Source organism: Mesorhizobium opportunistum WSM2075 (assembly GCF_000176035.2).
Lineage (GTDB): Bacteria > Pseudomonadota > Alphaproteobacteria > Rhizobiales > Rhizobiaceae > Mesorhizobium > Mesorhizobium opportunistum.
Genome location: NC_015675.1, coordinates 4,822,318 through 4,845,434 on the forward strand (window position 1 = coordinate 4,822,318; position 23,117 = coordinate 4,845,434).

The window sequence follows — 23,117 nt, forward strand, 5'->3', positions numbered from 1 at the left end:
CCGCCTATTCCTCGGTCGGCATATGCAGGTACATCGACTGGATGCCGACCCGGCCCGGGCCGGTGAAGCGGTTGACGATGAAATTCATGTTGGCGCCGAAGAAGCCGCTCGACAGGCGGTCGATCTTGGTTTCCATCTTGACCGAGGTGTCTTTGAACAGCCAGCCGCCCGGCTCGATGTCGATGGTCTCGCCTGGTGCAAGCGTCTTTTCGAAGACATTGCCGTAGCCGTGCAGCCAGACGATGCCGTCGCCGGCATCGCCGCGAAAACGGTCGATGAAAAAACCGCTCTGTCCGAACAGCATCGTCGCCAGGCCGCGCACCCGCTCGAACGTGTAGTCGACATTGCCGGTAGCGGCGAGAAACTGGTGTTCGCGCACCTGGATCTCCTCGCCGTACCTGAGATGGATCGGCACGATGTGGCCGGGTCCGTCGCGGCTGAAGGCGATGATGCCCGCCCCCGACGCCTCGGTGACGAAGATCTGCATGCCTGCCATCATGCGCTTCAGCGCGCCCTTCAGCGATTTCAGCCCGATGGTGATGGTGGAGTTCTTCCACAAAAGGATGTGGTGCTCGAAATAGACCGGCATCTGCCTCACATCGACGGAAAGCACGGGCACCAGCTCGCCCGCTATATGATAGGTGACGCCACCAAAAGTTTCGTCCGACACCTGTGTCGGCATCAGTTCCGGCAAGCTTGGCATGATCCCCCCAACGCCGCCTTGCGTGCCGGTTCATTCCGGCTTCCGCGCGGTCAGCTGAGGCAGCTTTGGGGCCGGAGCCAAGGGGCGTCAAACGAAAACAGCCCCTCCACAACGCCGCTCGCGCGAAGGTGATCCAGACCTGTCCGCCGGAAGGAATCAGCCGGCGAGCGGCCGGTGATAGACGAGCGTTGCCTCACCAGTGGCGCGTGCGCGCTCGCCGGCATCGCCGGACCGCACGAAGCCGTTCGCCTCGTAGAAGGCGATGGCGTGCGTGTTCCGCTTCTCCACCTCCAGACGAACGGCCCGGGCTTCGGGGAAGCATTCGATGACCTCGTCGAGGAGCATGCCGCCAATGCCCCTGCCCTGCAGGGTTGGAAGCACGTAGAGCTGTTTCAGGACAACCAGGTCTCCGCCATCGACGCTTTCGGCAAAAGCCACGCCGCCAATGCGCTTGCCGTCATCGGCGACGAGGAATTCGCTGTTCGGCTTGGTCAGCCGCGCCTTCAGCGCGGCGATCGAATGCCATTCCTCGGTGATCGCGGTGACCCGCTCGACGCCATAGATGGCGTCATAGGTCGCGTGCCAGGTTTCGACCAGCAACGCCCGGATGGCAGCAAGGTCACGATCCCCTGCGGTGCGGACGAACATAGCCTTACTCTATGCCGAGCTTGGCCTTGACGAGGTCGTTGACCGCCTGCGGGTTGGCCTTGCCGCCCGTTGCCTTCATCACCTGGCCGACGAACCAGCCGGCCATCGTCGGCTTGGCGCGCGCCTGCTCGACCTTATCAGGATTGGCTGCGATCACCTCGTCGACGGCCTTCTCGATGGCGCCGGTGTCGGTGACCTGCTTCATGCCGCGGCTCTCGACCAGCTGGCGCGGATCGCCGCCCTCGTTCCAGACGATCTCGAACAGATCCTTGGCGATCTTGCCGGAGATCGTGCCGTCCTTGATCAGGTCGATGACAGCACCAAGCTGATCGGGCGAAACCGGAGCGTTTTCAATACCCTGGCCGGCCTTGTTCAGTTGCCCGAGCAGATCGTTGATGACCCAGTTGGCGGCGAGCTTGCCGTCGCGGCCGGCGGCCACCTTCTCGAAATAATCGGCGATCGGCTTTTCCGAGACCAGGATCGAGGCATCATAGGTCGAGAGGCCGAGCGAGGCGATCAGCCGCGCCTTCTTGGCGTCGGGCAATTCCGGCAACTCCTTGGCCAGCGCATCGACATAGGCCTGGTCGAACTCGAGCGGCAGAAGATCCGGATCGGGGAAATAGCGGTAGTCGTGCGCCTCTTCCTTGGTGCGCATGGAGCGCGTCTCGCCCTTGACGGCATCGAACAGACGCGTCTCCTGGTCGATCTTGCCGCCATCCTCGAGGATGGCGATCTGGCGCCTCGCCTCATAGTCGATGGCCTGGCCGATGAAGCGGATCGAGTTGACGTTCTTGATCTCGCAGCGCGTGCCGAATTCGCCGCCGGGCTTGCGCACGGAGACATTGACGTCGGCGCGCATCGAGCCTTCGTCCATATTGCCGTCGCAAGTGCCGAGATAGCGCACGATGGTGCGCAGCTTGGTGACGTAGGCCTTGGCCTCGTCGGCCGAGCGCATGTCGGGCTTGGAGACGATTTCCATCAGGGCTACGCCCGAGCGGTTGAGATCGACATAGGACATCGTCGCATGCTGGTCGTGCATCGACTTGCCGGCATCCTGTTCCAGATGCAGGCGTTCGATGCCGACCTCGATGTCCTCGAATTCGCCCTGGCGATCAGGACCGACGGAGACGATCACCGTGCCCTCGCCGACGATCGGCTGCTTGAACTGCGAAATCTGGTAGCCCTGGGGCAGATCGGGATAGAAATAATTCTTCCGGTCGAAGACCGACTTGTGGTTGATCTGCGCCTTCAGGCCGAGGCCGGTGCGGATCGCCTGCTTGACGCATTCCTCGTTGATGACGGGCAGCATGCCGGGCATCGCCGCATCGACCAGGCTGACATTGGCGTTGGGGGCCGCGCCGAAAGTGGTCGAGGCGCCGGAAAACAGCTTTGCTTCCGAGGTGACCTGCGCATGGACCTCGAGGCCGATGATGATCTCCCAGTCACCGGTGGCGCCAGGGATCAGGCGTTTTGCGTCGGGCGTGCGGGTATCGATGAGGGTCATGGCGGCCTACGAATTGCGGTGAGTGAACTCACGTTTGAACGTGACTTTCACGTCTTAAGTGAAAGTCATTCGCTAGTGCAAACCGCCAAAAGAGACAAGCGCAAAGCCGCAGGCTGTCCTTTTCAGCCACTTTCGCCTATAGGACGTCCATTCCAATGGAGAGTGGATGTCCACTTACGCTCAGTCCCGGTAAGGCCCTGACTCGTAGCGAGGCAGGGCAGAAAACCTGAAACCCGTGCCGCGAAGCTCCGCGGCGGCGGCTTTTTTGTTTTCCCGGAAAATTCTCCCATGGATATTTCGCGCACTGAACAGCGCATCCTGCACCTGCTTGCGCAGGGCGGGCGCATTGAAATCGAAAAGAACCAGAAGAAGCGGATCGCCTCCGTCAAATGCCTGACCCGTGACGGGTGGCATTATCCGGGCGTCGATCTCGACCTGTTTCGAAAACTGAAACGCAAGAAGGCGGTTTCGTCGTCGGGTGGCGGTCCCTACCGCATCACAAGGCGCGGACTTGAACTCGTCCGCTCCGAACTCGACAACAGGTAGCCTTGTGCCGCCGGCCGGAATATCGGCCGGCGGTTTCCTTCGCCGCTCAGGCGGTGGCGATGTAGGCGCGTATTTCCTCGGCCTCACGCTCGACATCCTCGATGCGGCGCTTGACCACGTCGCCGATGGAGACGATGCCATCGAGCAGGCCGTCCTTTTCCACCGGCAGGTGGCGGAAACGCCCCCTGGTCATGATCTCCATCACCTCGTTGACGGTGTGGTTCTCGTTGCAGATCTTCACCTTCGGCGTCATGGCCGAGCGCACGGGAATGTCGAGCGCGGCGCCACCTTCCCTGGCGACCACCCGCACGATGTCGCGTTCGGACAGGATGCCGACGATCTTGTGATCGCCGTTGGTGATGACCAATGCGCCGATCTTGTGTTCGGCCAGGATGCGGATGGCTTCGCTCAGCTTTTCGTTCGGCCCGAGCGTCAACACGTCATGGCCTTTTCTTTCCAGAATTGCCTTAACCGTCATGGCGTCCTCCTCTGCTTCGCCTGCCGGTTCCCTGCCCAGACCGGCTTCACGTAAGAGTGAACATCGTGCGCCGTGATCGGTTGCATTTCAAGTGCGGTCGAGGCTCTCCCATTCCGGTGCCTGCCATCCCCTGTCGAACCACCGCAGGCCGAAAAAGCCCGCGATAAAGCCGCCAATATGAGCCTCCCAGGCAATCTGGCCATCTGTTCCCGGCGCGAAGCCGAGAAGGCCGGTGGCGAGGTTGATGATCATCCACATGGCAAGGAAGATGACGACGCCGCGCGAGCGCAGCACGATCGAGACCGGCAGCACCGGGCCGGCGAAAGCAGCCTTGCCGGCCGAGCGGTCGGTGTGGAAGCCAAAACGCGCCGCGGCACCCATCATGCCCGATATGGCGCCGGAAGCGCCGACCAGCGGCGCCTCTCCGTACGGATGCATCGCCCAGAAGAGGCCCACGGAAGCCAGCCCTGTCACGGCGAAAAACAGCGCGAACCTGAGTGCGCCCAGACGATTGGCCAGCGGCGAGCCGAAAGCCGCGAGCCAGACCATGTTGATGGCGATATGGGCAAAGCCGCCATGCATGAAGGCATAGGTGAAGGGCCGCGTGAACAGGAACCAGTCGAAGCCGTATTGTCCGGTGTAGAGGACGGGAATGAAGGCCCCGTCATACAACAGCGTCATCTGCTGCGTGTCGTTCAGCCCATACTGCTGCAGCAGAAAGACAGCCGCGCAGATGCCGATGATCGCGAGCACCACCGGCGGCAGGTTGAACACCGGCTCGCGACGCCGCTCCGGCTCCAGGCCGGCCTGTTCCATTTCGGGGGGACTTTCGGGTTCGCTCATAAGCGCCAGCACTCGATCCAGGGAATTCAGTCGGGCGAGCATCTAGACCACTGGCAGCCAACTCACAAAGGGCGAATCGCCCCAGCGCGAATCAAAAAAGAAGCCGTCCAAGGTTTCCCTTGAACGGCCGGTCGAGCCCCCTGCTCCCCTAAAACTCTTGACTGAAGTGCTGCCGATCGTCGCGAAACGACCGCTTCTGGAGTGGTTTTGGTGTGCCACAGGGCCCGCCCGGGCGCAACGTAAACCACTTGTTAACCTTAACGGCCCCGACCCGTGAACAAGTGTTAACGACGCTGGCACGCTTCCTGCTCGGCAACGCATGTAGGTCATCGGAGGGCGCCCTTCTGTTCACCGATGGGACATCAGACGACAGAATGCGCGGAGCTGCATAGCATGAACCAGAACGGATCGATCACGCTGTTCCACTATTGGAACCGCCTGCGTGACGGACGCCCCGCTCCGAAGCGGTCGGAGGTCGAGCCGGCCGACATCAAAGCGCTGCTGGCCGATACGTTCATCCTGGAACGGGACACGCGCGGGCAACCCGTGTTTCGCCTGGCCGGCACCAGGCTGTGCGCCTGTTATGGCCGCGAACTCAAAGGGTTCTCGTTCCCGTCGCTGTGGCGCGAAAAGGACCAGCGGCTGGTATCGCGGCTGATCCATGGCGTCTTCGACCAGAAATCGGTCGTGCTGATCGCCTTCGAGGGCTTCAGCCGCAACGGCCGCTCCAACAAGTTCGAATTGCTTGCCCTGCCGCTTGACGGCGGTGTCGAAAACCCGCGTTGCCTCGGCGTGATCAGCGCCGTGGAGAAGCCGTTCTGGCTGGGCGCGGATCCGATCAACGACGCATTGATCGATTCGATCCGCGTCATCGACCCGGAAAAGGAACTCCTCAACAACCGCCCTGCGATCAGCGTTCCGTCGCTCGTTCCCGACGAGATCGACACGCCCGAAACGATCTCGGAACTCGGCCGCGCGCGCCGCATCCGCCATCTCGTCGTGTTCGACGGCGGACGTGAGGAATAGTTGACGATCTGCCGGCCCGACGGGCTCACTTTTCCCCTTTGTTAACCCGCTTTGTTGTAGTTCTGCGATGAAGTTCCTCGCATCGACGCGCGGAATGCCAAACGGGGTGTAGGCAGACATGAGGTCAGCGGCGGTCGACTACGCGCCGTCCCAAGCTGAAAGGCGTAACTTTCAGCGCGTCCGGGTAAAGATATACGGGCGCTTCATGCTGGAAGACCGCACCGAACACCCTTGCCAGGTCGTCGACATGTCGCCCGGCAACGTCGCGTTTCGCACCGATCGCATCGGCATGCCCGGCGAGAAAGTCATTGCCTATATCGACCATATCGGCCGCATCGAAGGTGTCGTGACACGCACCCTGCAGGACGGCTTTGCGATGACGGTGATTGCATCCGACCGCAAGAAGGACAAGCTCGCCGCGCAATTGACCTGGCTTGCCAACAAGCACGAACTCGACCTGCCGGAAGACCGCCGCCACGAGCGCGTCGCGCCGCGCAATCCGACCAGCGTGTTGCAGCTCACCGACGGCCGCCAGTATCAGTGCCGGATCATCGACCTGTCGCTGTCGGGCGCGGCGGTCGAGATCGACGTCAAACCGGCGATCGGCGTCCAGGTCACGCTCGGCACCATGCGCGGGCAGATCGTTCGCCATTTCGAGGATGGCGTCGCCATCGAATTCGCCGTCATCCAGCGCCCCGAGACGCTCGATTCCGAATTCAACACACCGCGCGCCTGACCGGGTCGGCCAGGCCAGGACGCCCCAATCGAACCGGCCCTTCGCGGCCGGTTTTTTGTTCAGCGCCACAGCAACTGAGATCCTGCCGGACAGCCCAAGATCGCGGTTGTCGACAGCCTGCGCCCTCGAAAGACAGGTTTCTGCAATCCAAACAATTCAATACTCAAATGATTCAAATTTTATGTTTATTCTATAGGCGTTTTACTTAATATCTACTTCGCGCCTTTGCGTCAAATAAATCCACCTGTGGCAATGTCTCCTTCGAACGGGGAGACTAGAAATGAAAAAAACGAGGGGCAAGCTATTGCTGCTGGCAATGGCGATGCAGCTTTCCGCTTGGGGATCAGCATATGCCGCGGGACCGGCCTATATGCACACTGGCGGCCGCACCACACAGCCTGTTGGCCATTATGAATTCTGCCAGCGCATTCCCGGCGAATGCAACGAGAAGACGCCCAAAGGAGCGCCGGTCGACCTGACCCGCAAGCTCTGGGCAACGATCATCAACATCAACAATTCGGTCAACACCCGCGTCAAGCCGCGCACCGACATGGAAAACTACGGTGTCGAGGAATACTGGGCCTATCCCGACAATGGCTATGGCGACTGCGAGGACTACGCGCTGGAAAAGCGCCGCGCGCTGATGGATATCGGCGTGCCGGCCGGCGACCTGCTGATGACGGTCGCCCGCCAGCCGAACGGCGACGGCCATGCCGTGCTGACCGTGCGCACCAGCCTCGGCGAGTTCATTCTCGACAATCTGCAAACCAAGGTGCTGTCCTGGACGGACACCGACTACACCTATCTCAAGCGCCAATCGACGGAGAATTCCGGCGTTTGGGTGACGATCAACGACGGCCGTTCCGACGCGGTCGCCAGCGTCCGCTAAGGGCGCACAGAGAACAGAGATCAAGCGCGTCGCACGAATGGACGCGCTTTAGGAGAAACCCGGTCGAGTCCCCACCCTCCCCGTCCCCAACGACCGGGTCATAGGAGCCGGCCCCGTCCCCGGGCCGGCTCCGCCATTTCTGGCGGTCGCTTGAGCAACCTATCACCTTTGGCGGCCCCGAAGGTCGGTCGAGCCAATGGTGTCATCCCGACCCACCTTTCCACGAGCAGCAGGTCGAGGCACTATACGCCATTGATTTCGCCACCTGGATCACGGTGATGTTGGAAATCCCGGAAGATCGATGCGAGCGCCATCGTCTGTTCAAGGCGATCGACGACGCGTTCAAGGCCGGTGACTTCGATGGCCTTGGCAAAGCCCTGGGCGGCTCACCATGCTGGTTCGACGAGCGCATGCCGTTCGAGCTTGGGCTCGGGCACCCGCTGGAATATGCGATTTATTGGAGTTCGGTCGGCTTCATCTCGACGTTGCTGGATGCGGGCTGCGATCCGAATTATCAGGATCACGGTGGCTTTCCGGCAATCATTGCCGCGCTGTCCGCCGACCGCACCGACCGACTGGAAATCGTCAGACTGTTGATCGACGGTGGCGCCGATCCCAACATGCGGGGCGTGAACGACTGGACACCGCTTCACTATTCAGTGGCCATTCGCAGCGCCGAAGCAATCCGCGTGCTTTTGGCGGCAGGCGCCGACCCGATGCTCGAAACCCGCATCGACAACTATACGACAGCCGTAGAGGAGGCCGACAATGCAGGCTTCGAAGCCGGTGCTTCATTGTTGCGTGATGCGATAGCCGGACGCGACTCTAGCGGACGGTGAATTGGGCTGCGACTGTCGGCAACAGGAACAAGCCAGACTGGCCTCAAACCTTCTTCAGCCCTGCCTTGAAGCGTTTGCCGTTGGCGACGTAATGCGCAGCCGAGCCGCGCAACCTGGCGACCGCCGCGTCGTCCAGCACCCTGATCGCCTTGGCCGGCGAGCCGACGATCAGCGAATTGTCCGGGAATTCCTTGCCTTCGGTGACCAGTGCGCCGGCGCCGACCAGGCAATTCCTGCCGATCTTCGCTCCGTTCAGCACGATGGCGCCCATGCCGATCAGGCTGTTGTCGCCGATCGTGCAGCCATGCAGCATGGCCCGGTGGCCGATCGTGCAGCCTTCGCCGATGGTCAGCGGAAAGCCGGGATCGGTGTGCATGACCGTATGTTCCTGCACATTGGTGTCGGCGCCGATGACAACAGGCTCATTGTCGCCGCGGATGACGACGCCGAACCAGAACCCTGCGTTGCGGCCGACCCTGACATTGCCGATCAGCGTCGCATCGGGTGCGATCCAGTTCGAGCCGGCGTCCACGAAACTGGGCTCCGTTCCATCGATCGCATAAAGCGGCATTGTCGGCCTCCGAATCGCCTTCAGGCTGGAATGCCGGACCCTAGGAGACGGATCGTCCATGAGGCAATGGCAAGCACGACGATGCCCAGCGCCAGGGACCAGGCAATCGCGGTGCAACCGCACGACAAGAGCGCCACTGTCGAAATGCGGTTCTGGCGTCGGGCATCCAGGGCATCGTTGACCAGCATGAATGGCCCGGCGCCGGCGGTCGCCGCCAGCGAGCGCAGCACATGCGAGGCCGATACATAGGGTTCCGCGAAGGCGACCTTGCGGCCTGACACCAGTTCCATCGTCGAGCCGATCAATCCGCAGACAGTCAGCCCGACGACAAAAGCGAACAGGAAGGGTTCCATATCAGTCATCTTAACCTTCCATTTACCATGAAATCGCACAGTCGTTTCAGCAAGGCTGCAAGAGCCGTGCCGAGCGATGTGTGCCGCCGAGGGACACCCAAGGCGCATGGCAAGCTGGATCCGAGGACCGAGATGAAACAGGCAACGATCGCCGACGGCCCCGAGCTCACCGTGGTCGATTCCGTGCTGATGAAGCGGGTGTTCTACGCCTTCGCGGCGCTGGCCTTGCTGTCGATCGCCATCAGCCTTGGCGGCAAATGGTTCGGGCACTCCATCGCCATGGCCGGCTATACGGACGATCCGACCATCCATCAGGTGGTCATCGGCAACAATGTCATTGCCGTTCCAGCCAACACCATCCGGTTCGCCCAGGCCCGGCGCGACGGCATCGCCTCGCGTCTCGACCTTTATCTTCGCTATCCGCAGATGGACGGCTTCAGTGCGGCGGCGAGCGACGACTTCAATCACACCGGGACAGCCAAGAACATCATTTTCCTGTCCTTCGAACAGCAGATGATGTCGCGCGACATGAGCGGCCGGTTCGCGCCGATCTACAGTGCTCTGATCGTCCAGCCCGGCATTCCCGGGCCTGGCGGCACGACGGTCTACGGCTTCAACGAGAAGTCAGGCTACCTGAACGAGGTGCTGGTCGTCGGCAAGCGGGAGGGCAAGGACCCCTTCGTGGCGCGATGCCTGAGCGGGCCGAGCGCCGGCGAATCGCTGGCGCCCTGCGAGCGGGATATCCATGTCGGCGAGGATCTCAGCCTCACCTATCGTTTTCCGAAAGAGTTTCTCGATGATTGGCAGGCGCTCGACGCGGCAATGACGGACGAGGCCGCGCGAATCCTGAAAACCGGGCACTGACGGACAGGTGCCGAGGCCGGCCGCGCTCGACGCGGCCCGCCATGAAAATAGCTGGCTCAGGCCAGATCGATGTCGAGGATCGCCATCGAGAAATTGTAGTCGCCGTCGTCCTCATCCTTGAAGACGATGCCGAGGAACTCTTCACCGACATAGACTTCGGCCGAATCCTCTTTGCGCGGCCGTGCCTTGACCATAAGCTTGGGGTTCTGGAAGACGCGCTTGAAATAGGCGTCCAGCTTTCTGATTTCGTCCGGCTTCAACAGTCTTCTCCGATCATCGGGCTTGCTGGTTTGAAGGGCGCTTCTGGCACGTCGACAATGGCGATGTAAAGGCAAGCCCGCTGTATTGCACCGGAAGCCGCAGCGCCGCCGGGCAATCGCGATCACGCCAGGCAGCACGCCGGCGTGGAAAATCAGATGTCGAAGCTGACCACCTGGTCCATCGTCTGCGACGGCAGCAACTGGTCCATCTGGCGCGAAGGCTGATCGCAGCCGGTCTCGCCGACGACACGGGCCGGCACGCCGGCAACGGTCTTGTTGTGCGGCACCGGTGACAGCACCACCGAGCCGGCGGCGATCTTGGAGCAGTGGCCGATCTCGATGTTGCCGAGGATCTTGGCGCCGGCGCCGATCAGCACGCCACGGCGGATCTTGGGGTGGCGGTCGCCGCCGGCCTTGCCGGTGCCGCCCAGCGTCACGCCGTGCAGAATCGATACGTCGTCCTCGATGACCGCGGTCTCGCCGACGACGAGGCCGGTGGCGTGATCGATGAAGATGCCCATGCCGATGCGCGCGGCCGGGTTGATGTCGGTCTGGAAGACCGAGGACGAGCGGCTCTGCAGGTAGAGCGCGAAATCCTTGCGACCCTGGTTCCACAGCCAATGCGCCAGCCGATGGGTCTGGATGGCGTGAAAGCCCTTGAAATAAAGAACCGGCATGATGAACCGGTCGCAGGCCGGGTCGCGGTCATAATAGGCCTGGATGTCGACGCGCACCGTGGTCGGCCAGCCCTTGTCGTCGGCCAGCATCGATTTGAAGGTCTGGCGGATGAGGTCGGAGCCGATATCCTGATGGGCGAGCCGCTCGGCGATCCGGTGGATCACGGCCTCTTCCAGGCTCTCCTGATTGAGGATCGTCGAATAGAGGAAGGCGGCAAGCAGCGGATCGCGGTTGACCGCTTCCATCGCTTCGTCACGGATCGAACGCCAGATCGGATCGACCGGCTGCAACGCGCTGTGGCGGGAAATGCTGATGCTGTTCATCGACGTCTTGTCCTGCGTCCTGCTAGCTTGCCTGTGGTGCTGCCTGCTATCCGGCCGCACATATAGGCCAGATCATAGCACGATTGAACTCAATTTTCCTTAGTGCTCTGTCAAATGGATTTGGTTCGCAGGAATTCAAGCAGCCATGGAAAACGAACCCTTGATCGACAATGCAGTGAAAACCGAGCTTTCGGCGCTCTACCAGGCAAAGGGCCGCCACTACCACAACCTTGCCCACATCGAGGCGATGCTGGCGCTGGCTGGCGACTATCGGCGGCTGCTCAGCGACCCCCAGGCCGTCGAGGCGGCAATCTGGTTCCACGACGCCATCTACGACAGCAAGGCCAAGGACAATGAGGCCAAAAGTGCGGCTCTTGCCGAGAAATGGCTCGCAGGCCGCATCGATGCCGGGCGCCTGAGCCGTATCAGCGCGATGATCCTGGCCACCGCAACGCATGAACCGCCCCGGTTCGACGACGCAACGGCGACGCGGGACGCCAGCCTGTTCCTCGACATGGATCTGTCGATCCTGGGTGCCGGGCCGGATGCTTTCGACGCCTATGAGCGCGCGGTCCGCCGCGAATATGACTGGGTCGAGGAGCCGATGTGGCGTGCCGGCCGCGGCGCGGTGCTGACGAATTTCCTTGCCCGTCCGCACATCTTCCACACGGAGGAATTTCGCCAACGTTTCGAGCCGCAGGCCAGGCTGAACATGGCACGGTCGCTGGAGGCGCTGCAGAAGCCTGCGTGATCGGTCCCCGCGACGCCCTTGTGTAGGTCACCTTAAGTAGTTCGTGCCACCGGGGCAGTATCGAACAGGGCCCCGAGAAACGCCTGGACAAGCGAGCGCTGGGCATCGGTCTTGCGGTAGGCGACCCGGTGGATGGAGCTGAACGCATAGGCCCTCGGCTTGATTGCTGTGCGTGCTCGCAAAGTCGGTTCAAGGCCCAAGGGGCCGAGACTGAGCCCGGCACTGGCGCGCAGCTTCAAAGCGGATGTTCGGCGTAGAACTCCAGCACGCGCTGCTTGAAGGTCTTGTCCCCGACCGCCAGCATATGGTCCCTGCCCTCGATGTGAAATGCCCTGGCGTTCGGCATCAGGGCGGCTAGCTCGTCCGGCGAACCGCCAATGTCGTCGGTGGTGCCGACCGCGATCAGCGTCGGTTGGGAGATGCGGGCAATATCGTCCTCGCTCAACAGCTCCCGCGATTTGGCGATGCAGGCGGCAAGCGCCCGGCGGTCGCTGCGGGTCTGGTCGGCGAAGGCACGAAACGAGCGGCCGCGCGGATGGGTGGTCGTGACCGGATCGTCGGCAAGAAGGGCCGCGGCGATCGGATCCCAGTCGCCGACACCGTCGATCATGCCGATGCCGAGGCCGCCGAAGACCAGCGTCGCCACCTTGTCCGGGTCTGACAGCGCCAAGAACGCCGCGATACGCGCGCCCATCGAATAACCCATCACGTGCGCACGTTCGATGCCGAGATGATCCAGCAGGGCGGCCGCGTCGGAGGCCATGGCGTCGGGCGTGTAGTCGGCCTCGTCATAGCTCTTGGACGACGACCCGTGGCCGCGATTGTCGAAGGCGATGGCGCGGTAGCCGGCATCGTTGAGCGTCTTGAACCAGCCGGGCGACACCCAGTTGACATAGTGGCTCGAAGCGAAGCCGTGGATCATCAGCACCGGATCGCCCTCGCCCGATGCCGGCTGGCGGTCGAGGAAGGCAAGATCGAAACCGTCATGTGAAAAATACTGCATCAGCGACCCGCCTGCGTACTCAACCGCCGCCGTTGGGCGCATCGCCCTTGTCGGCCGGCGGCACGCCAGGCCCCGATGCGGTGCCGATCGCCGGATGGCGCAACAGATCGCCGTCCGCGATACCGTCCCGGGCGGCCGTGCCGGCCTTGAGTTCGAGCACGAAGCGGACCGGCTCGCCTGGCGACACGATCGCCTCGGATTGCGGCTCACCTTGCTTGATCGCCCGGATCCTGCCGTCCTGGCCGACAAAGATCAGATCGAGCGGCATCGGCGTGTTCTTCATCCAGAAATTGACCTCACGGGTCTCGTCGAAGACGAACAGCATGCCATGATCGTCGGCCATGTCCTTGCGGAACATCAGGCCGGCCTCCCGCTCTGCCTCGTTATCGGCGACTTCGATCGAAAAGGAGCGTTCGCCGCTTTTCGTGGCCGCGACCAGCGGCGTCGGGTCGACAGGAAGGAGCATCGCCCGGCCATCGGCCGCGCTGGGTACCTGGAAATAGAAGAAAGCGCCTGCGGCGATGATGACGGCAGCAACGGCGCAGATCACGCCCGCCGTCAGCCAGTTCCTGTGAGCCATACGAAATCCTCGGCCGGGTCGCCCTAATGCGAGACCGGCAAGGTACCCATATCAGGGTGAATTTCGGCGGCCATAAGGCCTTTGTCACCGCGCCCGAAACGGACCAGCACGACCTGTCCAGGCCGAAGCTCGGTGATGCCGTAGCGGCGCAAGGTCTCCATATGGACGAAAATGTCCTCGGTACCCTCGCCGCGCGTCAGGAAGCCAAATCCCTTGGTGCGGTTGAACCATTTGACCAAGGCACGTTCGAGCCCGCTCTCCGGCGTCACCGAGACATGGGTGCGCTGCTCCTGCATTTCCGCGGGATGGACGGCGGTGGTGACATCCATGGACAGCACGCGGAAGGCCTGCAGGCCGCGCTCACCCTGTTTGACAAGGCAGACCACGCGCGCGCCTTCCAGGGCTGTCTGGAAGCCGTCCCGTCGAAGACATGTCACATGGAGGAGGATATCGCCCGAAATACCGTCATCCGGAAGGATGAACCCGTACCCCTTGGCCACATCGAACCACTTGATGGCGCCGGCTATTTCGACGAGATCGGCAGCATCGCCGCCTTCGTCGCGCGTCAAGGCGTCGCCAAGGGTATCGGCCCGCCCCGTCAAAGAGGCCTTTTCCCCCATAAGAATGCCCCCTCTTTTCAAGAACACCGCAACTGATTCTTGATACCAGATTAACACCGGCGCTTCCCGTGTGTGCAAGACCTGACGTGCCTTTTTTCACGGTTCATTGCGGGAATACCGTATTTGTTCTTTGCCGGCATCCCCGCGGCCCGACGATTGCCCTTTGAGCGACCCGACCCTATGTTGCGCCGCAACCCAACAAATCGAGGAAAACACATGCGCTATCTGCACACCATGGTCCGCATCGCCGATGTCGATGCCTCGCTCGATTTCTATTGCAACAAGCTCGGCCTGAAGGAAGTGCGCCGCTATGAAAACGAGCAGGGCCGCTACACGCTGATCTTCCTCGCCGCGCCGGAAGACGAGCAAAGCGGCATCAACGAGAAGGCACCGCTGGTCGAACTCACCTACAATTGGGATTCGGAAGACTACAAGGGCGGGCGCAATTTTGGCCACCTCGCCTATGAGGTCGACGACATCTATGCCACCTGCCAGCGGCTGATGGACAGCGGCGTCACCATCAACCGGCCGCCGCGTGACGGCAACATGGCCTTCGTCAGGTCACCCGACGGCATCTCCATCGAGCTTTTGCAGAAAGGTCCGGCCAAGGCCAAGGCCGAGCCCTGGGCTTCGATGGCGAACACCGGAAGCTGGTAAGCTTCCATCCATGCCGGGCGAATATTGCCCGGCGGCCTTTGGCGTTCGGCAACACAGCGCCTATCTGTCCGATGTCGCGCCGGCTTTGAACCGCCGGCGCCTTGTCATGCCAATGGGCGTCCGCCCGCGGAGAATTCAGTCATGCCGTCCAGCCATGCCGACGTCGCCACCGAACATGCCAGCCGCTATTTGCAGCAATTGTGCAAGCACTGGGCGCACAAATTCCCGGTCGAGTTCGATCCCACCCATGGCACGATCGATCTCTCGCTCGGCCGCACCACAATGGATGCCGATGCAAGTGCGCTGCACATCGCGGTATCGACTGACGAAGCAGGCTCGCTCGAGCGCCTGGAAAGCGTTGTTGCCGATCATATCAAGCGCTTTGCCTTCCGCGAAGAGTTGAGTTTCGACTGGAAGCGGGCTCCGGCGGCGTAGTCCTAGTTCTTGCCGGCCTTACCGGCCATTTCCAGCAACGCCAGCACCGAGCGCCAGTTGCGCGCCGTGCAAGGCACCTTCAGAACGCGCGGAATGAGGTTGGCAAATACTGATTTGCCGAGCCCGTCCGGCGCGCTGAGGTAGAGCACGTCTCCCTTGATTTCGAAGCGCTCGGGGCCGGTGCACTTTTCGGCGAGCCGCGCCACCTCTTCGGCGGTCGGCTCACGCTCCAGTGCATAGGCGTGGAGCTTGGTATGGTCGGCGGCCGCTTCCGGATAGGGATTTTCGTTCACCAGCCGTTCGAACCAGGAGAGATCGCGCACCATGATGCGCGAATGAAAACCCCATTTCTTCTCGAAGGCCGCCTCGATCTGCTTTGTCAGCGTGGCGGCATCGCCCTTCCTGGCCCGGAACACGGCATTGCCGCTCTGCACATAGGTGGCGACTTCGGAAAAGCCGAGATCCTCGAAGAACGCCCGCAGCTCCGCCATCTTGACGATGCGGTTGCCGCCGACATTGATCCCGGAAAACAGGGCGATGAAGGTTTTTGCGCTCATATGATGAACCCCGCCAACGTCTCGTTGTCGGTGATATCCTGATACTGGACGCCTTCAGCCTCGAAATTCGCCTTCAGCAGATCGAAATTACGGCGATCCTTGGTTTCGATGCCGATCAGAACCGAGCCGAAATTGCGCGCCGACTTCTTCAGATATTCAAAGCGCGCGATGTCGTCGTCGGGCCCAAGCATTTCGAGGAAGTCGCGCAGCGCGCCCGGCCGCTGCGGAAAGCGGATGATGAAGTATTTCTTCAGGCCCTCGAAGCGCAGCGCCCGCTCCTTGACATCGGGCAGCCGCTCGAAATCGAAATTGCCGCCGGAGACCACGGCGACAATGGTCTTGCCCCGGATCTCCTTCCTGGAAAAATCCTTCAGCGCATCGATCGCCAGCGCGCCGGCCGGCTCCAGCACGACGCCTTCGACATTGAGCATCTCGATCATGGTGGCGCAGAGCCGGTTTTCCGGGATGAGCCGCACCGTGTCGGCGGCGAACTCCCTGAGATGCCGCAGCGGTTCGCGGCCGATCTCGGCGACCGCGGCACCGTCGACGAAATTGTCGACCTTGGCGAGCTTCAGCCGCTTTCCCGCCGCAAGGCTCTCGCGCAGGCTCGGCGCCCCGGCCGGCTCGCAGAAGACGAAACGCGCCTCCCGGCCCTGATCGGCGAAGTAGTGCGTCACCCCGGCAGCCAGGCCTCCGCCGCCGACCGGCAGCATGACGATGTCGGGCATGCGCGCGCCCGGCATCTGGTCCGCGATCTCATAGGCGACCGTCGCCTGTCCCTCGATGATGTCCTTGTGATCGAAGGGCGGCACCATGTGGGCGCCGGAGCTTTCAGTGAATTCGAAGGCGGCGCGATAGCAGTCGTCGAAGAAGTCGCCGACCAGCCTGATCTCGACGAAGTCGCCGCCGAACAGCCTGGTCTTGTCGATCTTCTGCTGCGGCGTGGTCACCGGCATGAACACCACGCCCTTCCTGCCGAAATGGCGGCAGACGAACGCGAAGCCCTGCGCATGGTTGCCCGCGGAAGCGCAGACGAACAGTTCGGCCTGGTTGCCGGCGGCAAGCGCCTTGCGGAAGAAGTTGAAAGCGCCACGGATCTTGTAGGACCGAACGGGGCTCAGATCCTCGCGCTTCAGCAGCACCCGCGCCCCGGTCTTTTTCGACAGATAGTCATTCTCCTGCAGCGGCGTCTCCGGAAAAATCTGACGGATCGCGGCAGCAGCGGTGGCGACGCGCGAGGAAAAGCTGGTCATGGCAAGATCATCCTGGACCGCCCGCAGGCGAGTTAGACCCAACCCTATTGCACATCCGGCAGGGCAAGACCATTGTCCGATTGGCGTCGCGCCAACTGCAACATGTTCCTGTCATAATTGCAGTCACTTGAAGGCGTTTGTTGATGTCCTCTGCAAACGGTGTGAGCGCGCATCGTCGGTGTCGCTCGCGGCATCCGGCCGAGCCCTGGGGTGCTGGCCTTCCGCGGCGTTCCAGCCCTCCTGCCGTCGTTTGGCTTTCGCGCAACAGTAGGATGGCCATCGCCGGGCGCCGATGAGATTTCGGCTGGACACGACTTACTTCCGCCGCACTTTGGCCTGCTGGGGAGATATCGCGGAGGGTGGACGGCCCTTGTTTGGGCCCGGGTGGAATTTGACGTGGAATTTTGACGTGCATTTGAAGACGATTTGCATTCTTGCGCTTGCCTTGCTGGTTGCGGGCTGCGGCGGCCGGCAAACCGAGGAACTGCTCGGTAGCGCGGTCATGGCCGTACCGGTGACGGAAATCGCCGGCAACCATTCGATCTTCATCGCCACGACGCGCAAGCATTCCGACGATCCAAACAAGGTCTTCGATGGCGAACGCTCGGCGACGCTGAACTACGCACGCGTCAACGTCACCGTGCCAGGCGTCCACCAGACCGGCCAGATCGAGCGGCGCTCGCGTGGCAAATCGAACGATCCGGCCAAGTATTTCATGGCCTCCGAGGTCGTCGGCTACGACACCCAGCCGAAATTCTCCAGTGCGCTCAACGCCGACATCGCCGCGCGCGGCGGCCGCGTCATGGTCTTCGTCCATGGCTACAACACCGGCTTCGACGATGCCGTCTACCGCCTGACCCAGATCGTCCACGATTCCGGTTATCCTGGCACACCCGTGCTGTTCTCCTGGGCCTCGGGCGCCAAGACCACCGACTATGTCTACGACAAGGAAAGTGCCAGTGCCGCTCGCGACCAGCTCGAAGTGACCTTGCGCATGCTGCAGCAGTCCGGCGCGCGGCGTATCGACATTGTAGCGCATTCGATGGGAACCTGGGTGACCATGGAAACGCTGCGCCAGATGGCCATCAGCGGCGACCGCGACCTCGGCGGCAAGCTCGGCGACGTGGTGCTTGCCTCGCCCGACATCGACGTCGACGTGTTCAAGAGCCAGATGCGCCGCTACGGCAAGCCGGACAAGCCGTTCATCCTGCTGTTATCGGACGACGACCGGGCGCTCAGGCTCTCCGGCCTGATCGCCGGTTCGCGGCCGCGCGTCGGCGACTACAAGGATGCCGCCGATCTTGCCACCTATGGCGTGACGGTGGTCGATCTCTCCAAGGTCAAGGGCAGCGACAGCTTCAACCATACGAAATTCGCCGACAATCCGGCCCTGGTGAAGATGATCGGCCAGCGGCTGCGCGAGGATGACGGCTTTGCCAGCGACCGCGACGTGACCGACCGCATCAGCCTGCTCGGACAATAGATGCGGGCGCAGCGGATTGCGCCGTGCCCGCTCACCATTGCCGAGCCGTCAATCCACTTTGAACTGGACCGCGCCGGTCACTGGCCTTATCGGAATAGTCAGCGACGTCATGCGTTTGACGTCCCCCGCTGCGGGAGCCAACGTGTGACTGTGCGTTTGAAGGGTTTGCTCGTCGCATTTGTGCTCGCCATCGGCGGCTGCGCCGGCCCTACGCATGACCTCCTCAACAAGACCACCGTCGCCGCGCCAGCTTCGGACATCGCGGCTACACATGAGATTTTCGTTGCGACGACGCGCCAGAGGGCAACGAAGGATCCGCGGCAGGTGTTCGACGGCGACCGTTCCCTGACCACCAGCTACGCCCGCGTCGACGTTACCGTTCCGAGGAGTCATCAGGTCGGCGCCATCGAGCGGGCCAAGGGATCCGCCAACAGCAATCCAGCCAAGGATTTCACCGCCAAGGACGTCACCTACTATGAAGGCGCACCGCAATTCGCCAAGGCGGTCGGCGCCGACATCGCGATGCGCGGCGACCGTGCGCTGGTCTTCGTGCACGGCTTCAACAATGGCTTCGACGACGGCATCTACCGGCTGACGCAAATCGCCCATGACACGAAATATCCGGGCACGCCGGTGCTGTTTTCCTGGGCGTCGAGCGCCAAGACCACGGGCTATATCTACGACAAGGACAGTTCCACCGCCGCCCGTGACGATCTCGAGGCGACGCTCAGGATGCTCGCCAAGACGCGGGTAAAGAGTATCGACATCATCGCGCATTCGATGGGCACCTGGTTGACGATGGAGGCGCTGCGCCAGCTCGCCATCACCGGCGACCGCGATCTCGGTGGCAAGCTCGGTTACGTCATCCTCGCCTCCCCGGACATCGATGTCGACGTGTTCAAGAAGCAGATGATCCGCTATGGCAAGCCCGACAAGCCGTTCGCCGTGCTGCTTTCAGGCGATGACCGGGCACTCAAATTGTCCTCCCTTATCTCCGGCGACAAACCGCGTGTCGGCGATTATGGCGATGCGGCCGATCTCGCCAGCTATGGCGTGTTAGTGGCCGACCTGACCAAGACCAAGGGCGGCGACGGTGGCCTCAACCATGCGAAATTCGCCGACAATCCAATCCTGGTGCAGTTGCTCGGAGACCGGTTGCGGGCGCCGGCCGGCCTGGCGTCGGACGAACCCGACCCGACGCAGCTCAACAATCTCGGCCAGGGCCTCGGCAAGGCCGTCGGCTCGGTCGCCGAGATCGTCATCACCACGCCGTTCAAGGTGCTGACGATCGCCACCGGTGGCTGAGCAACCCCTGATAGGCCTACGTCACCTGAGTATCGTCAGCATTAAACGAACAGATCGACCTTCTGGAACGTCGTGACGTCGATCAGGCCGACGTCGGAGATCCTGAGCTCCGGAATGACGACCAGCGCCAGCAGCGAGTGCTGCATGTAGGCGTTGTTCAGGGAACAGCCCATCTTGCGCATCGCCTCGGTCAGCTTGTCCGCCTTGGCGGCGACGATCTCGGCCCGCTCGTCCGACATCAGGCCGGCAATCGGCATTTCGACCAGCGCCAGTTCCTTGCCCTTGGAGAACAGCACGACCCCGCCTCCGACCTCGCCCAGCCGGTTGACCGCCAGCGCCATGTCCTGCTTGTTGGTGCCGACGCAGATGATGTGGTGGGCGTCATGCGCCACGCTGGAAGCCAGGGCGCAGTCACCCATATAGCCGAAACCGGAGACGAAGGCGTTGGTGACGCCGCCGGTGCCCCTGTGCCGCTCGACCAGCGCGATCTGGCAGATGTCGTTGCGGCGATCCATGGCGACCAGCCCGTCCTCCACGGCAAGATCCGCCTCCAGCGCCCGCGTCGGCGCCTGGTTCTCGATGACGCCGATGACCCGCACCCGCACCTCGTTGGCGCCCTTGGGCGCCGTAATGTCGAAATCGCCGGCCTTCAGCTTCTTGCCCAACTTGACGGTGTTCTTCGCCGTCTTCGGATAGTCATAGGCCGGAATATCGATGTCGAGCTTGCCGCCCTTGGCCAGCCTGACGCCGCGCGCATAGACCTCGTCGATGGTCATCGCGGCGAGATCGGAGACGATCAGCAGGTCACCCAATCGCCCCGGCGCGATCGAACCGATCTCGCGCTCCAGCCTGAAATGCTGGGCGGTGTTGATCGTCGCCATCTGGATCGCCGTCACCGGCTTCAGCCCTTGGCTGATGGCGTGGCGCACCACCCGGTCCATGTGGCCTTCGTGGACCAGCGTGCCGGAATGGCTGTCGTCCGTGCATAGAATGAAATTGCGCGGGTCGATGCCGCCTTCCGTCACTGCCTTGATCTGCGAGGCGACATCGTACCAGGCCGAGCCCAGCCGCAGCATCGCCTTCATGCCCTGGCGCACGCGGGCGATGGCGTCCTCGGCGCGCGTGCCCTCATGATCGTCCTCCGGGCCGCCGGCGACATAGCCGTGGAACGGCAGGCCGAGATCGCGCGAGGCATAATGCCCGCCCACCGTCTTGCCCGCCTTCACCGTCGCGGCGATCTCGCCCGACATCACCGGATCGTTGGCCGCCACACCAGGGAAATTCATCACTTCGCCGAGCCCGATGATGTTTTCCCAGCTCATCGCCTCCGCCACATCGGCGACCGTCAGTTCGGCGCCGGCATGTTCGAGCCCCGGCGCCGAGGGCACGCAGGACGGCATCTGGACATGCACGTTGATAGGCATCGCCACCGCCTCGTCATGCATCAGCCGCACGCCGGGCAGGCCCAGCACATTGGCGATCTCGTGCGGGTCGATGAACATCGAGGTGGTGCCGTGCGGGATGACGGCGCGGCAGAACTCGGTCACCGTCACCATGCCGCTCTCGACATGCATATGCGCATCGCAAAGGCCGGGCACCAGATAGCGCCCGCCGGCGTCGACCACCTTGGTGCCCTGGCCGATCGCGTGGCTGGCATTCGGTCCGCAATAGGCGAAGCGGCCGCCGGCAATGGCGATGTCGGTGCCGGCGATGATCTCGCCGGAGTGAACATTCACCCAGCGGCCGTTGCGGATGACGAGATCGGCGGGCTTGCGACCCATGGCGACGTCGACGAGATGGGTCGCCATCTCGGTCCATGGCCTGGGTTTCGTCGCTTGCGCCGCCGGCTTCTTTGCCATGAAGGAACTCCTGTTTGCGCGACTGTGCCAAGCCCGCCTGGTTTTGACCAGCGCCAAACGGCGGATAGGGTGAGGCCTGCCCAGCCCTCGCAAAGCCTATTCGGCCTTTACCGACGCTGTGACGGCAACGCCGCCAGGCTTGCCACCGCACCGGCGCGGCAGGCGGCATAGGCCGCTATCGGAAATCTGATTCCGTTTTGCGGCAAATCAGGTTACGTTGCCCGCAAGGATTTTTCTGGCTCTTGGTCCGGGGAGTTCGATGTACCGCCTGATCGTCGCAAGTGCCGGTCTTCTTGCAGCCCTGTCCGTGCCGGCTTTGGCAGCCGACCCGACGGTCGATGTGCCGATGACCGCGCCCGGCTTCGACTGGACCGGCTACTATGCCGGTATGCAGGCGGGTTATGGCTGGGGCCAATCCGATATCTCCGGAACCGGCGGCGGACCGTTTTCCGTCTCGCCCGATATCGGTGGCGGCTTCGTCGGCGGGCACGTCGCCGGGCTGTGGCAATTCGACCAGGCGGTGATCGGCGCCGAGGCCGACCTCAACTATTCCTCCGTCGACGGGACGGCCGACCTAGGCGCGGGAAACACGCTCGGCACCGACGTCAAGTGGTTCGGGTCGGTCAATGCCAAGGCCGGCTATGCCGTGGACCGCGTGCTGGTCTATGGCATAGGTGGCGTCGCCTTCGCCGGTATCGAAACCTCGCAATCCGCGGGCGCCGCCTTCTCCGAAACACGTACGAATGTCGGCTGGACCGTGGGCGCCGGCGTCGACTATGCGCTGACCGACAAGTTCGTCGTCGGCGCGCAGTATCGCTACTACGATTTCGGCTCGGAGCACTTTGATGGATCCAACGGCTTCGCCGACCGCGACCAAGATACGAAGCTGAACACCGTCGGCGTCAATCTGAGCTACAAGTTCTGAACATCGCCAACAGCGTCACACTGTCGACAAGGCCTTGGCTTGTGGATCGATCCTGCGGATGGGGGGCGGCCGACGCCCGCAGGGGGCGGGGGAATGGGTTGGGCCTGAGAGGCGCCGGCCATGGCGGATCAAATCCGCCGCGCCAATGTTACCACAGCCTCCGGCGAGGATTATTCCGCGATCGCACCAGTATCGCCGCGCGCCCTCCTCTGGGTTGCGCGTTCAGACAGCCCAAGAACACGACTTGACGGCCTGTGCCTGGCGTCTGAAAAGGGCAGGCCTGCGGACGTGGCGGAATTGGTAGACGCAAGGGACTTAAAATCCCTCGATCTCTGATCGTACGGGTTCGATTCCCGTCGTCCGCACCACCCTGAAATTAAAGAGAGATTTTGTCGATCGAGGCGCTGCTGGCTACCCAGAAAGATTCT

At 62.5% G+C, this 23,117-nt stretch carries 27 protein-coding genes and 1 tRNA gene; 13 read left to right on the forward strand and 15 right to left on the reverse strand.

Annotated elements, in window-relative coordinates; genetic code table 11:
* Positions 1-4: 4 nt before the first annotated feature.
* From MESOP_RS23240 to gatB, 3 genes are all read right to left on the reverse strand, one after another.
* Positions 5-703 carry an AIM24 family protein gene (locus tag MESOP_RS23240; protein ID WP_013895769.1) on the reverse strand — a complete coding sequence of 233 codons (699 nt, stop codon included), beginning with the start codon at positions 701-703 and terminating at the stop codon, positions 5-7.
* Between the two features lie 156 nt (positions 704-859).
* Positions 860-1,351, reverse strand: a complete 492-nt coding sequence (locus MESOP_RS23245; RefSeq protein ID WP_013895770.1) for a GNAT family N-acetyltransferase — start codon at positions 1,349-1,351, stop codon at positions 860-862.
* 4 nt (positions 1,352-1,355) lie between these two features.
* Complete coding sequence (gatB, locus tag MESOP_RS23250; RefSeq protein ID WP_013895771.1) at positions 1,356-2,855, reverse strand: Asp-tRNA(Asn)/Glu-tRNA(Gln) amidotransferase subunit GatB; 1,500 nt, start codon at positions 2,853-2,855, stop codon at positions 1,356-1,358.
* A 288-nt stretch (positions 2,856-3,143) separates the two neighbouring features.
* On the opposite strand from gatB, the gene MESOP_RS23255 reads away from it, so the two are divergent.
* Positions 3,144-3,401, forward strand: a complete 258-nt coding sequence (locus tag MESOP_RS23255) for a YjhX family toxin (protein ID WP_013895772.1) — start codon at positions 3,144-3,146, stop codon at positions 3,399-3,401.
* A 46-nt stretch (positions 3,402-3,447) separates the two neighbouring features.
* On the opposite strand, the gene MESOP_RS23260 is transcribed toward MESOP_RS23255, so the two are convergent.
* Both MESOP_RS23260 and MESOP_RS23265 read right to left on the reverse strand, forming a co-directional pair.
* Positions 3,448-3,879: a CBS domain-containing protein gene (locus MESOP_RS23260; protein ID WP_013895773.1), complete on the reverse strand. Its 432-nt coding sequence runs from the start codon at positions 3,877-3,879 to the stop codon at positions 3,448-3,450.
* 87 nt (positions 3,880-3,966) lie between these two features.
* Positions 3,967-4,722, reverse strand: a complete 756-nt coding sequence (locus tag MESOP_RS23265) for a rhomboid family intramembrane serine protease (protein ID WP_013895774.1) — start codon at positions 4,720-4,722, stop codon at positions 3,967-3,969.
* Between the two features lie 393 nt (positions 4,723-5,115).
* Between MESOP_RS23265 and MESOP_RS23270 the strand changes: the two genes are divergently transcribed.
* The 4 genes from MESOP_RS23270 to MESOP_RS23285 all read left to right on the forward strand — a co-directional run bounded on the left by MESOP_RS23270 (position 5,116) and on the right by MESOP_RS23285 (position 8,212).
* Positions 5,116-5,748 (forward strand): PAS domain-containing protein, encoded by a 633-nt coding sequence (locus tag MESOP_RS23270; RefSeq protein WP_013895775.1) that lies wholly within the window; start codon positions 5,116-5,118, stop codon positions 5,746-5,748.
* A 118-nt stretch (positions 5,749-5,866) separates the two neighbouring features.
* Positions 5,867-6,484 (forward strand): PilZ domain-containing protein, encoded by a 618-nt coding sequence (locus MESOP_RS23275; protein ID WP_013895776.1) that lies wholly within the window; start codon positions 5,867-5,869, stop codon positions 6,482-6,484.
* 280 nt (positions 6,485-6,764) lie between these two features.
* The gene (locus tag MESOP_RS23280; protein WP_013895777.1) at positions 6,765-7,373 is read left to right on the forward strand and encodes a transglutaminase-like cysteine peptidase; all 609 of its coding nucleotides are present in this window, start codon (positions 6,765-6,767) and stop codon (positions 7,371-7,373) included.
* A gap of 278 nt (positions 7,374-7,651) precedes the next feature.
* On the forward strand, positions 7,652-8,212 hold the full coding sequence (locus MESOP_RS23285) for an ankyrin repeat domain-containing protein (RefSeq protein WP_013895778.1): 561 nt from the start codon (positions 7,652-7,654) through the stop codon (positions 8,210-8,212).
* A 43-nt stretch (positions 8,213-8,255) separates the two neighbouring features.
* Here MESOP_RS23285 and MESOP_RS23290 read toward each other — a convergent pair whose 3' ends face one another.
* Together MESOP_RS23290 and MESOP_RS23295 are read right to left on the reverse strand one after the other, a co-directional pair.
* The gene (locus tag MESOP_RS23290; protein WP_013895779.1) at positions 8,256-8,783 is read right to left on the reverse strand and encodes a gamma carbonic anhydrase family protein; all 528 of its coding nucleotides are present in this window, start codon (positions 8,781-8,783) and stop codon (positions 8,256-8,258) included.
* Between the two features lie 20 nt (positions 8,784-8,803).
* The gene (locus tag MESOP_RS23295) at positions 8,804-9,145 is read right to left on the reverse strand and encodes a DUF6949 family protein (RefSeq protein WP_013895780.1); all 342 of its coding nucleotides are present in this window, start codon (positions 9,143-9,145) and stop codon (positions 8,804-8,806) included.
* 123 nt (positions 9,146-9,268) lie between these two features.
* Here MESOP_RS23295 and MESOP_RS23300 point away from each other — a divergent pair, with 123 nt between their 5' ends.
* Complete coding sequence (locus MESOP_RS23300) at positions 9,269-10,000, forward strand: hypothetical protein (RefSeq protein WP_013895781.1); 732 nt, start codon at positions 9,269-9,271, stop codon at positions 9,998-10,000.
* A 56-nt stretch (positions 10,001-10,056) separates the two neighbouring features.
* Here MESOP_RS23300 and MESOP_RS23305 read toward each other — a convergent pair whose 3' ends face one another.
* The gene (locus MESOP_RS23305; RefSeq protein ID WP_013895782.1) at positions 10,057-10,260 is read right to left on the reverse strand and encodes a DUF3126 family protein; all 204 of its coding nucleotides are present in this window, start codon (positions 10,258-10,260) and stop codon (positions 10,057-10,059) included.
* A gap of 152 nt (positions 10,261-10,412) precedes the next feature.
* Positions 10,413-11,261, reverse strand: a complete 849-nt coding sequence (cysE, locus tag MESOP_RS23310) for a serine O-acetyltransferase (RefSeq protein WP_013895783.1) — start codon at positions 11,259-11,261, stop codon at positions 10,413-10,415.
* A 145-nt stretch (positions 11,262-11,406) separates the two neighbouring features.
* Here cysE and MESOP_RS23315 point away from each other — a divergent pair, with 145 nt between their 5' ends.
* Positions 11,407-12,012 carry an HD domain-containing protein gene (locus tag MESOP_RS23315; protein ID WP_013895784.1) on the forward strand — a complete coding sequence of 202 codons (606 nt, stop codon included), beginning with the start codon at positions 11,407-11,409 and terminating at the stop codon, positions 12,010-12,012.
* Between the two features lie 235 nt (positions 12,013-12,247).
* Here the strand turns inward: MESOP_RS23315 and MESOP_RS23325 are convergent, their stop codons facing one another.
* From MESOP_RS23325 to MESOP_RS23335, 3 genes are read right to left on the reverse strand one after another with little or no spacing between them, the layout of a single operon-like run.
* Entirely contained in the window at positions 12,248-13,015 is a 768-nt protein-coding gene (locus tag MESOP_RS23325; protein ID WP_013895785.1) for an alpha/beta fold hydrolase, read from the reverse strand.
* Between the two features lie 19 nt (positions 13,016-13,034).
* Positions 13,035-13,595: a DUF192 domain-containing protein gene (locus tag MESOP_RS23330; RefSeq protein ID WP_013895786.1), complete on the reverse strand. Its 561-nt coding sequence runs from the start codon at positions 13,593-13,595 to the stop codon at positions 13,035-13,037.
* A 23-nt stretch (positions 13,596-13,618) separates the two neighbouring features.
* The gene (locus MESOP_RS23335) at positions 13,619-14,215 is read right to left on the reverse strand and encodes a cold-shock protein (protein WP_013895787.1); all 597 of its coding nucleotides are present in this window, start codon (positions 14,213-14,215) and stop codon (positions 13,619-13,621) included.
* A gap of 216 nt (positions 14,216-14,431) precedes the next feature.
* On the opposite strand from MESOP_RS23335, the gene gloA reads away from it, so the two are divergent.
* Complete coding sequence (gene gloA / locus MESOP_RS23340) at positions 14,432-14,872, forward strand: lactoylglutathione lyase (protein ID WP_013895788.1); 441 nt, start codon at positions 14,432-14,434, stop codon at positions 14,870-14,872.
* A 141-nt stretch (positions 14,873-15,013) separates the two neighbouring features.
* The gene (locus MESOP_RS23345; protein ID WP_013895789.1) at positions 15,014-15,307 is read left to right on the forward strand and encodes a DUF2218 domain-containing protein; all 294 of its coding nucleotides are present in this window, start codon (positions 15,014-15,016) and stop codon (positions 15,305-15,307) included.
* 2 nt (positions 15,308-15,309) lie between these two features.
* Here the strand turns inward: MESOP_RS23345 and MESOP_RS23350 are convergent, their stop codons facing one another.
* Complete coding sequence (locus MESOP_RS23350; protein ID WP_013895790.1) at positions 15,310-15,864, reverse strand: DUF1697 domain-containing protein; 555 nt, start codon at positions 15,862-15,864, stop codon at positions 15,310-15,312.
* A complete protein-coding gene (gene ilvA / locus MESOP_RS23355) occupies positions 15,861-17,117 on the reverse strand; it encodes a threonine ammonia-lyase IlvA (protein WP_013895791.1) in 1,257 nt (418 codons plus the stop codon). Before ilvA ends, MESOP_RS23350 begins: the two co-directional genes overlap by 4 nt.
* A gap of 409 nt (positions 17,118-17,526) precedes the next feature.
* On the opposite strand from ilvA, the gene MESOP_RS23360 reads away from it, so the two are divergent.
* Together MESOP_RS23360 and MESOP_RS23365 are read left to right on the forward strand one after the other, a co-directional pair.
* On the forward strand, positions 17,527-18,600 hold the full coding sequence (locus MESOP_RS23360) for an alpha/beta hydrolase (RefSeq protein WP_083833288.1): 1,074 nt from the start codon (positions 17,527-17,529) through the stop codon (positions 18,598-18,600).
* Positions 18,601-18,744: 144 nt separating this feature from the next.
* On the forward strand, positions 18,745-19,905 hold the full coding sequence (locus tag MESOP_RS23365; protein ID WP_013895793.1) for an alpha/beta hydrolase: 1,161 nt from the start codon (positions 18,745-18,747) through the stop codon (positions 19,903-19,905).
* Between the two features lie 41 nt (positions 19,906-19,946).
* On the opposite strand, the gene ade is transcribed toward MESOP_RS23365, so the two are convergent.
* Entirely contained in the window at positions 19,947-21,764 is a 1,818-nt protein-coding gene (gene ade, locus MESOP_RS23370; protein ID WP_013895794.1) for an adenine deaminase, read from the reverse strand.
* Positions 21,765-22,023: 259 nt separating this feature from the next.
* Between ade and MESOP_RS23375 the strand changes: the two genes are divergently transcribed.
* Together MESOP_RS23375 and MESOP_RS23380 are read left to right on the forward strand one after the other, a co-directional pair.
* Positions 22,024-22,689, forward strand: coding sequence for an outer membrane protein (locus MESOP_RS23375; protein WP_013895795.1), 666 nt, complete (start codon positions 22,024-22,026; stop codon positions 22,687-22,689).
* Between the two features lie 282 nt (positions 22,690-22,971).
* Positions 22,972-23,057 (forward strand) — tRNA-Leu (locus MESOP_RS23380).
* Positions 23,058-23,117: the final 60 nt, after the last annotated feature.

Coding starts and splice junctions, on each gene's coding strand:
- MESOP_RS23240 (WP_013895769.1), bottom strand. CDS start 703: ATGCCAAGCTTGCCGGAACTGATGCCGACACAGGTGTCGGACGAAACT.
- MESOP_RS23245 (WP_013895770.1), bottom strand. CDS start 1,351: ATGTTCGTCCGCACCGCAGGGGATCGTGACCTTGCTGCCATCCGGGCG.
- gatB (WP_013895771.1), bottom strand. CDS start 2,855: ATGACCCTCATCGATACCCGCACGCCCGACGCAAAACGCCTGATCCCT.
- MESOP_RS23255 (WP_013895772.1), top strand. CDS start 3,144: ATGGATATTTCGCGCACTGAACAGCGCATCCTGCACCTGCTTGCGCAG.
- MESOP_RS23260 (WP_013895773.1), bottom strand. CDS start 3,879: ATGACGGTTAAGGCAATTCTGGAAAGAAAAGGCCATGACGTGTTGACG.
- MESOP_RS23265 (WP_013895774.1), bottom strand. CDS start 4,722: ATGAGCGAACCCGAAAGTCCCCCCGAAATGGAACAGGCCGGCCTGGAG.
- MESOP_RS23270 (WP_013895775.1), top strand. CDS start 5,116: ATGAACCAGAACGGATCGATCACGCTGTTCCACTATTGGAACCGCCTG.
- MESOP_RS23275 (WP_013895776.1), top strand. CDS start 5,867: ATGAGGTCAGCGGCGGTCGACTACGCGCCGTCCCAAGCTGAAAGGCGT.
- MESOP_RS23280 (WP_013895777.1), top strand. CDS start 6,765: ATGAAAAAAACGAGGGGCAAGCTATTGCTGCTGGCAATGGCGATGCAG.
- MESOP_RS23285 (WP_013895778.1), top strand. CDS start 7,652: ATGTTGGAAATCCCGGAAGATCGATGCGAGCGCCATCGTCTGTTCAAG.
- MESOP_RS23290 (WP_013895779.1), bottom strand. CDS start 8,783: ATGCCGCTTTATGCGATCGATGGAACGGAGCCCAGTTTCGTGGACGCC.
- MESOP_RS23295 (WP_013895780.1), bottom strand. CDS start 9,145: ATGACTGATATGGAACCCTTCCTGTTCGCTTTTGTCGTCGGGCTGACT.
- MESOP_RS23300 (WP_013895781.1), top strand. CDS start 9,269: ATGAAACAGGCAACGATCGCCGACGGCCCCGAGCTCACCGTGGTCGAT.
- cysE (WP_013895783.1), bottom strand. CDS start 11,261: ATGAACAGCATCAGCATTTCCCGCCACAGCGCGTTGCAGCCGGTCGAT.
- MESOP_RS23315 (WP_013895784.1), top strand. CDS start 11,407: ATGGAAAACGAACCCTTGATCGACAATGCAGTGAAAACCGAGCTTTCG.
- MESOP_RS23325 (WP_013895785.1), bottom strand. CDS start 13,015: ATGCAGTATTTTTCACATGACGGTTTCGATCTTGCCTTCCTCGACCGC.
- MESOP_RS23330 (WP_013895786.1), bottom strand. CDS start 13,595: ATGGCTCACAGGAACTGGCTGACGGCGGGCGTGATCTGCGCCGTTGCT.
- MESOP_RS23335 (WP_013895787.1), bottom strand. CDS start 14,215: ATGGGGGAAAAGGCCTCTTTGACGGGGCGGGCCGATACCCTTGGCGAC.
- gloA (WP_013895788.1), top strand. CDS start 14,432: ATGCGCTATCTGCACACCATGGTCCGCATCGCCGATGTCGATGCCTCG.
- MESOP_RS23345 (WP_013895789.1), top strand. CDS start 15,014: ATGCCGTCCAGCCATGCCGACGTCGCCACCGAACATGCCAGCCGCTAT.
- MESOP_RS23350 (WP_013895790.1), bottom strand. CDS start 15,864: ATGAGCGCAAAAACCTTCATCGCCCTGTTTTCCGGGATCAATGTCGGC.
- ilvA (WP_013895791.1), bottom strand. CDS start 17,117: ATGACCAGCTTTTCCTCGCGCGTCGCCACCGCTGCTGCCGCGATCCGT.
- ade (WP_013895794.1), bottom strand. CDS start 21,764: ATGGCAAAGAAGCCGGCGGCGCAAGCGACGAAACCCAGGCCATGGACC.
- MESOP_RS23375 (WP_013895795.1), top strand. CDS start 22,024: ATGTACCGCCTGATCGTCGCAAGTGCCGGTCTTCTTGCAGCCCTGTCC.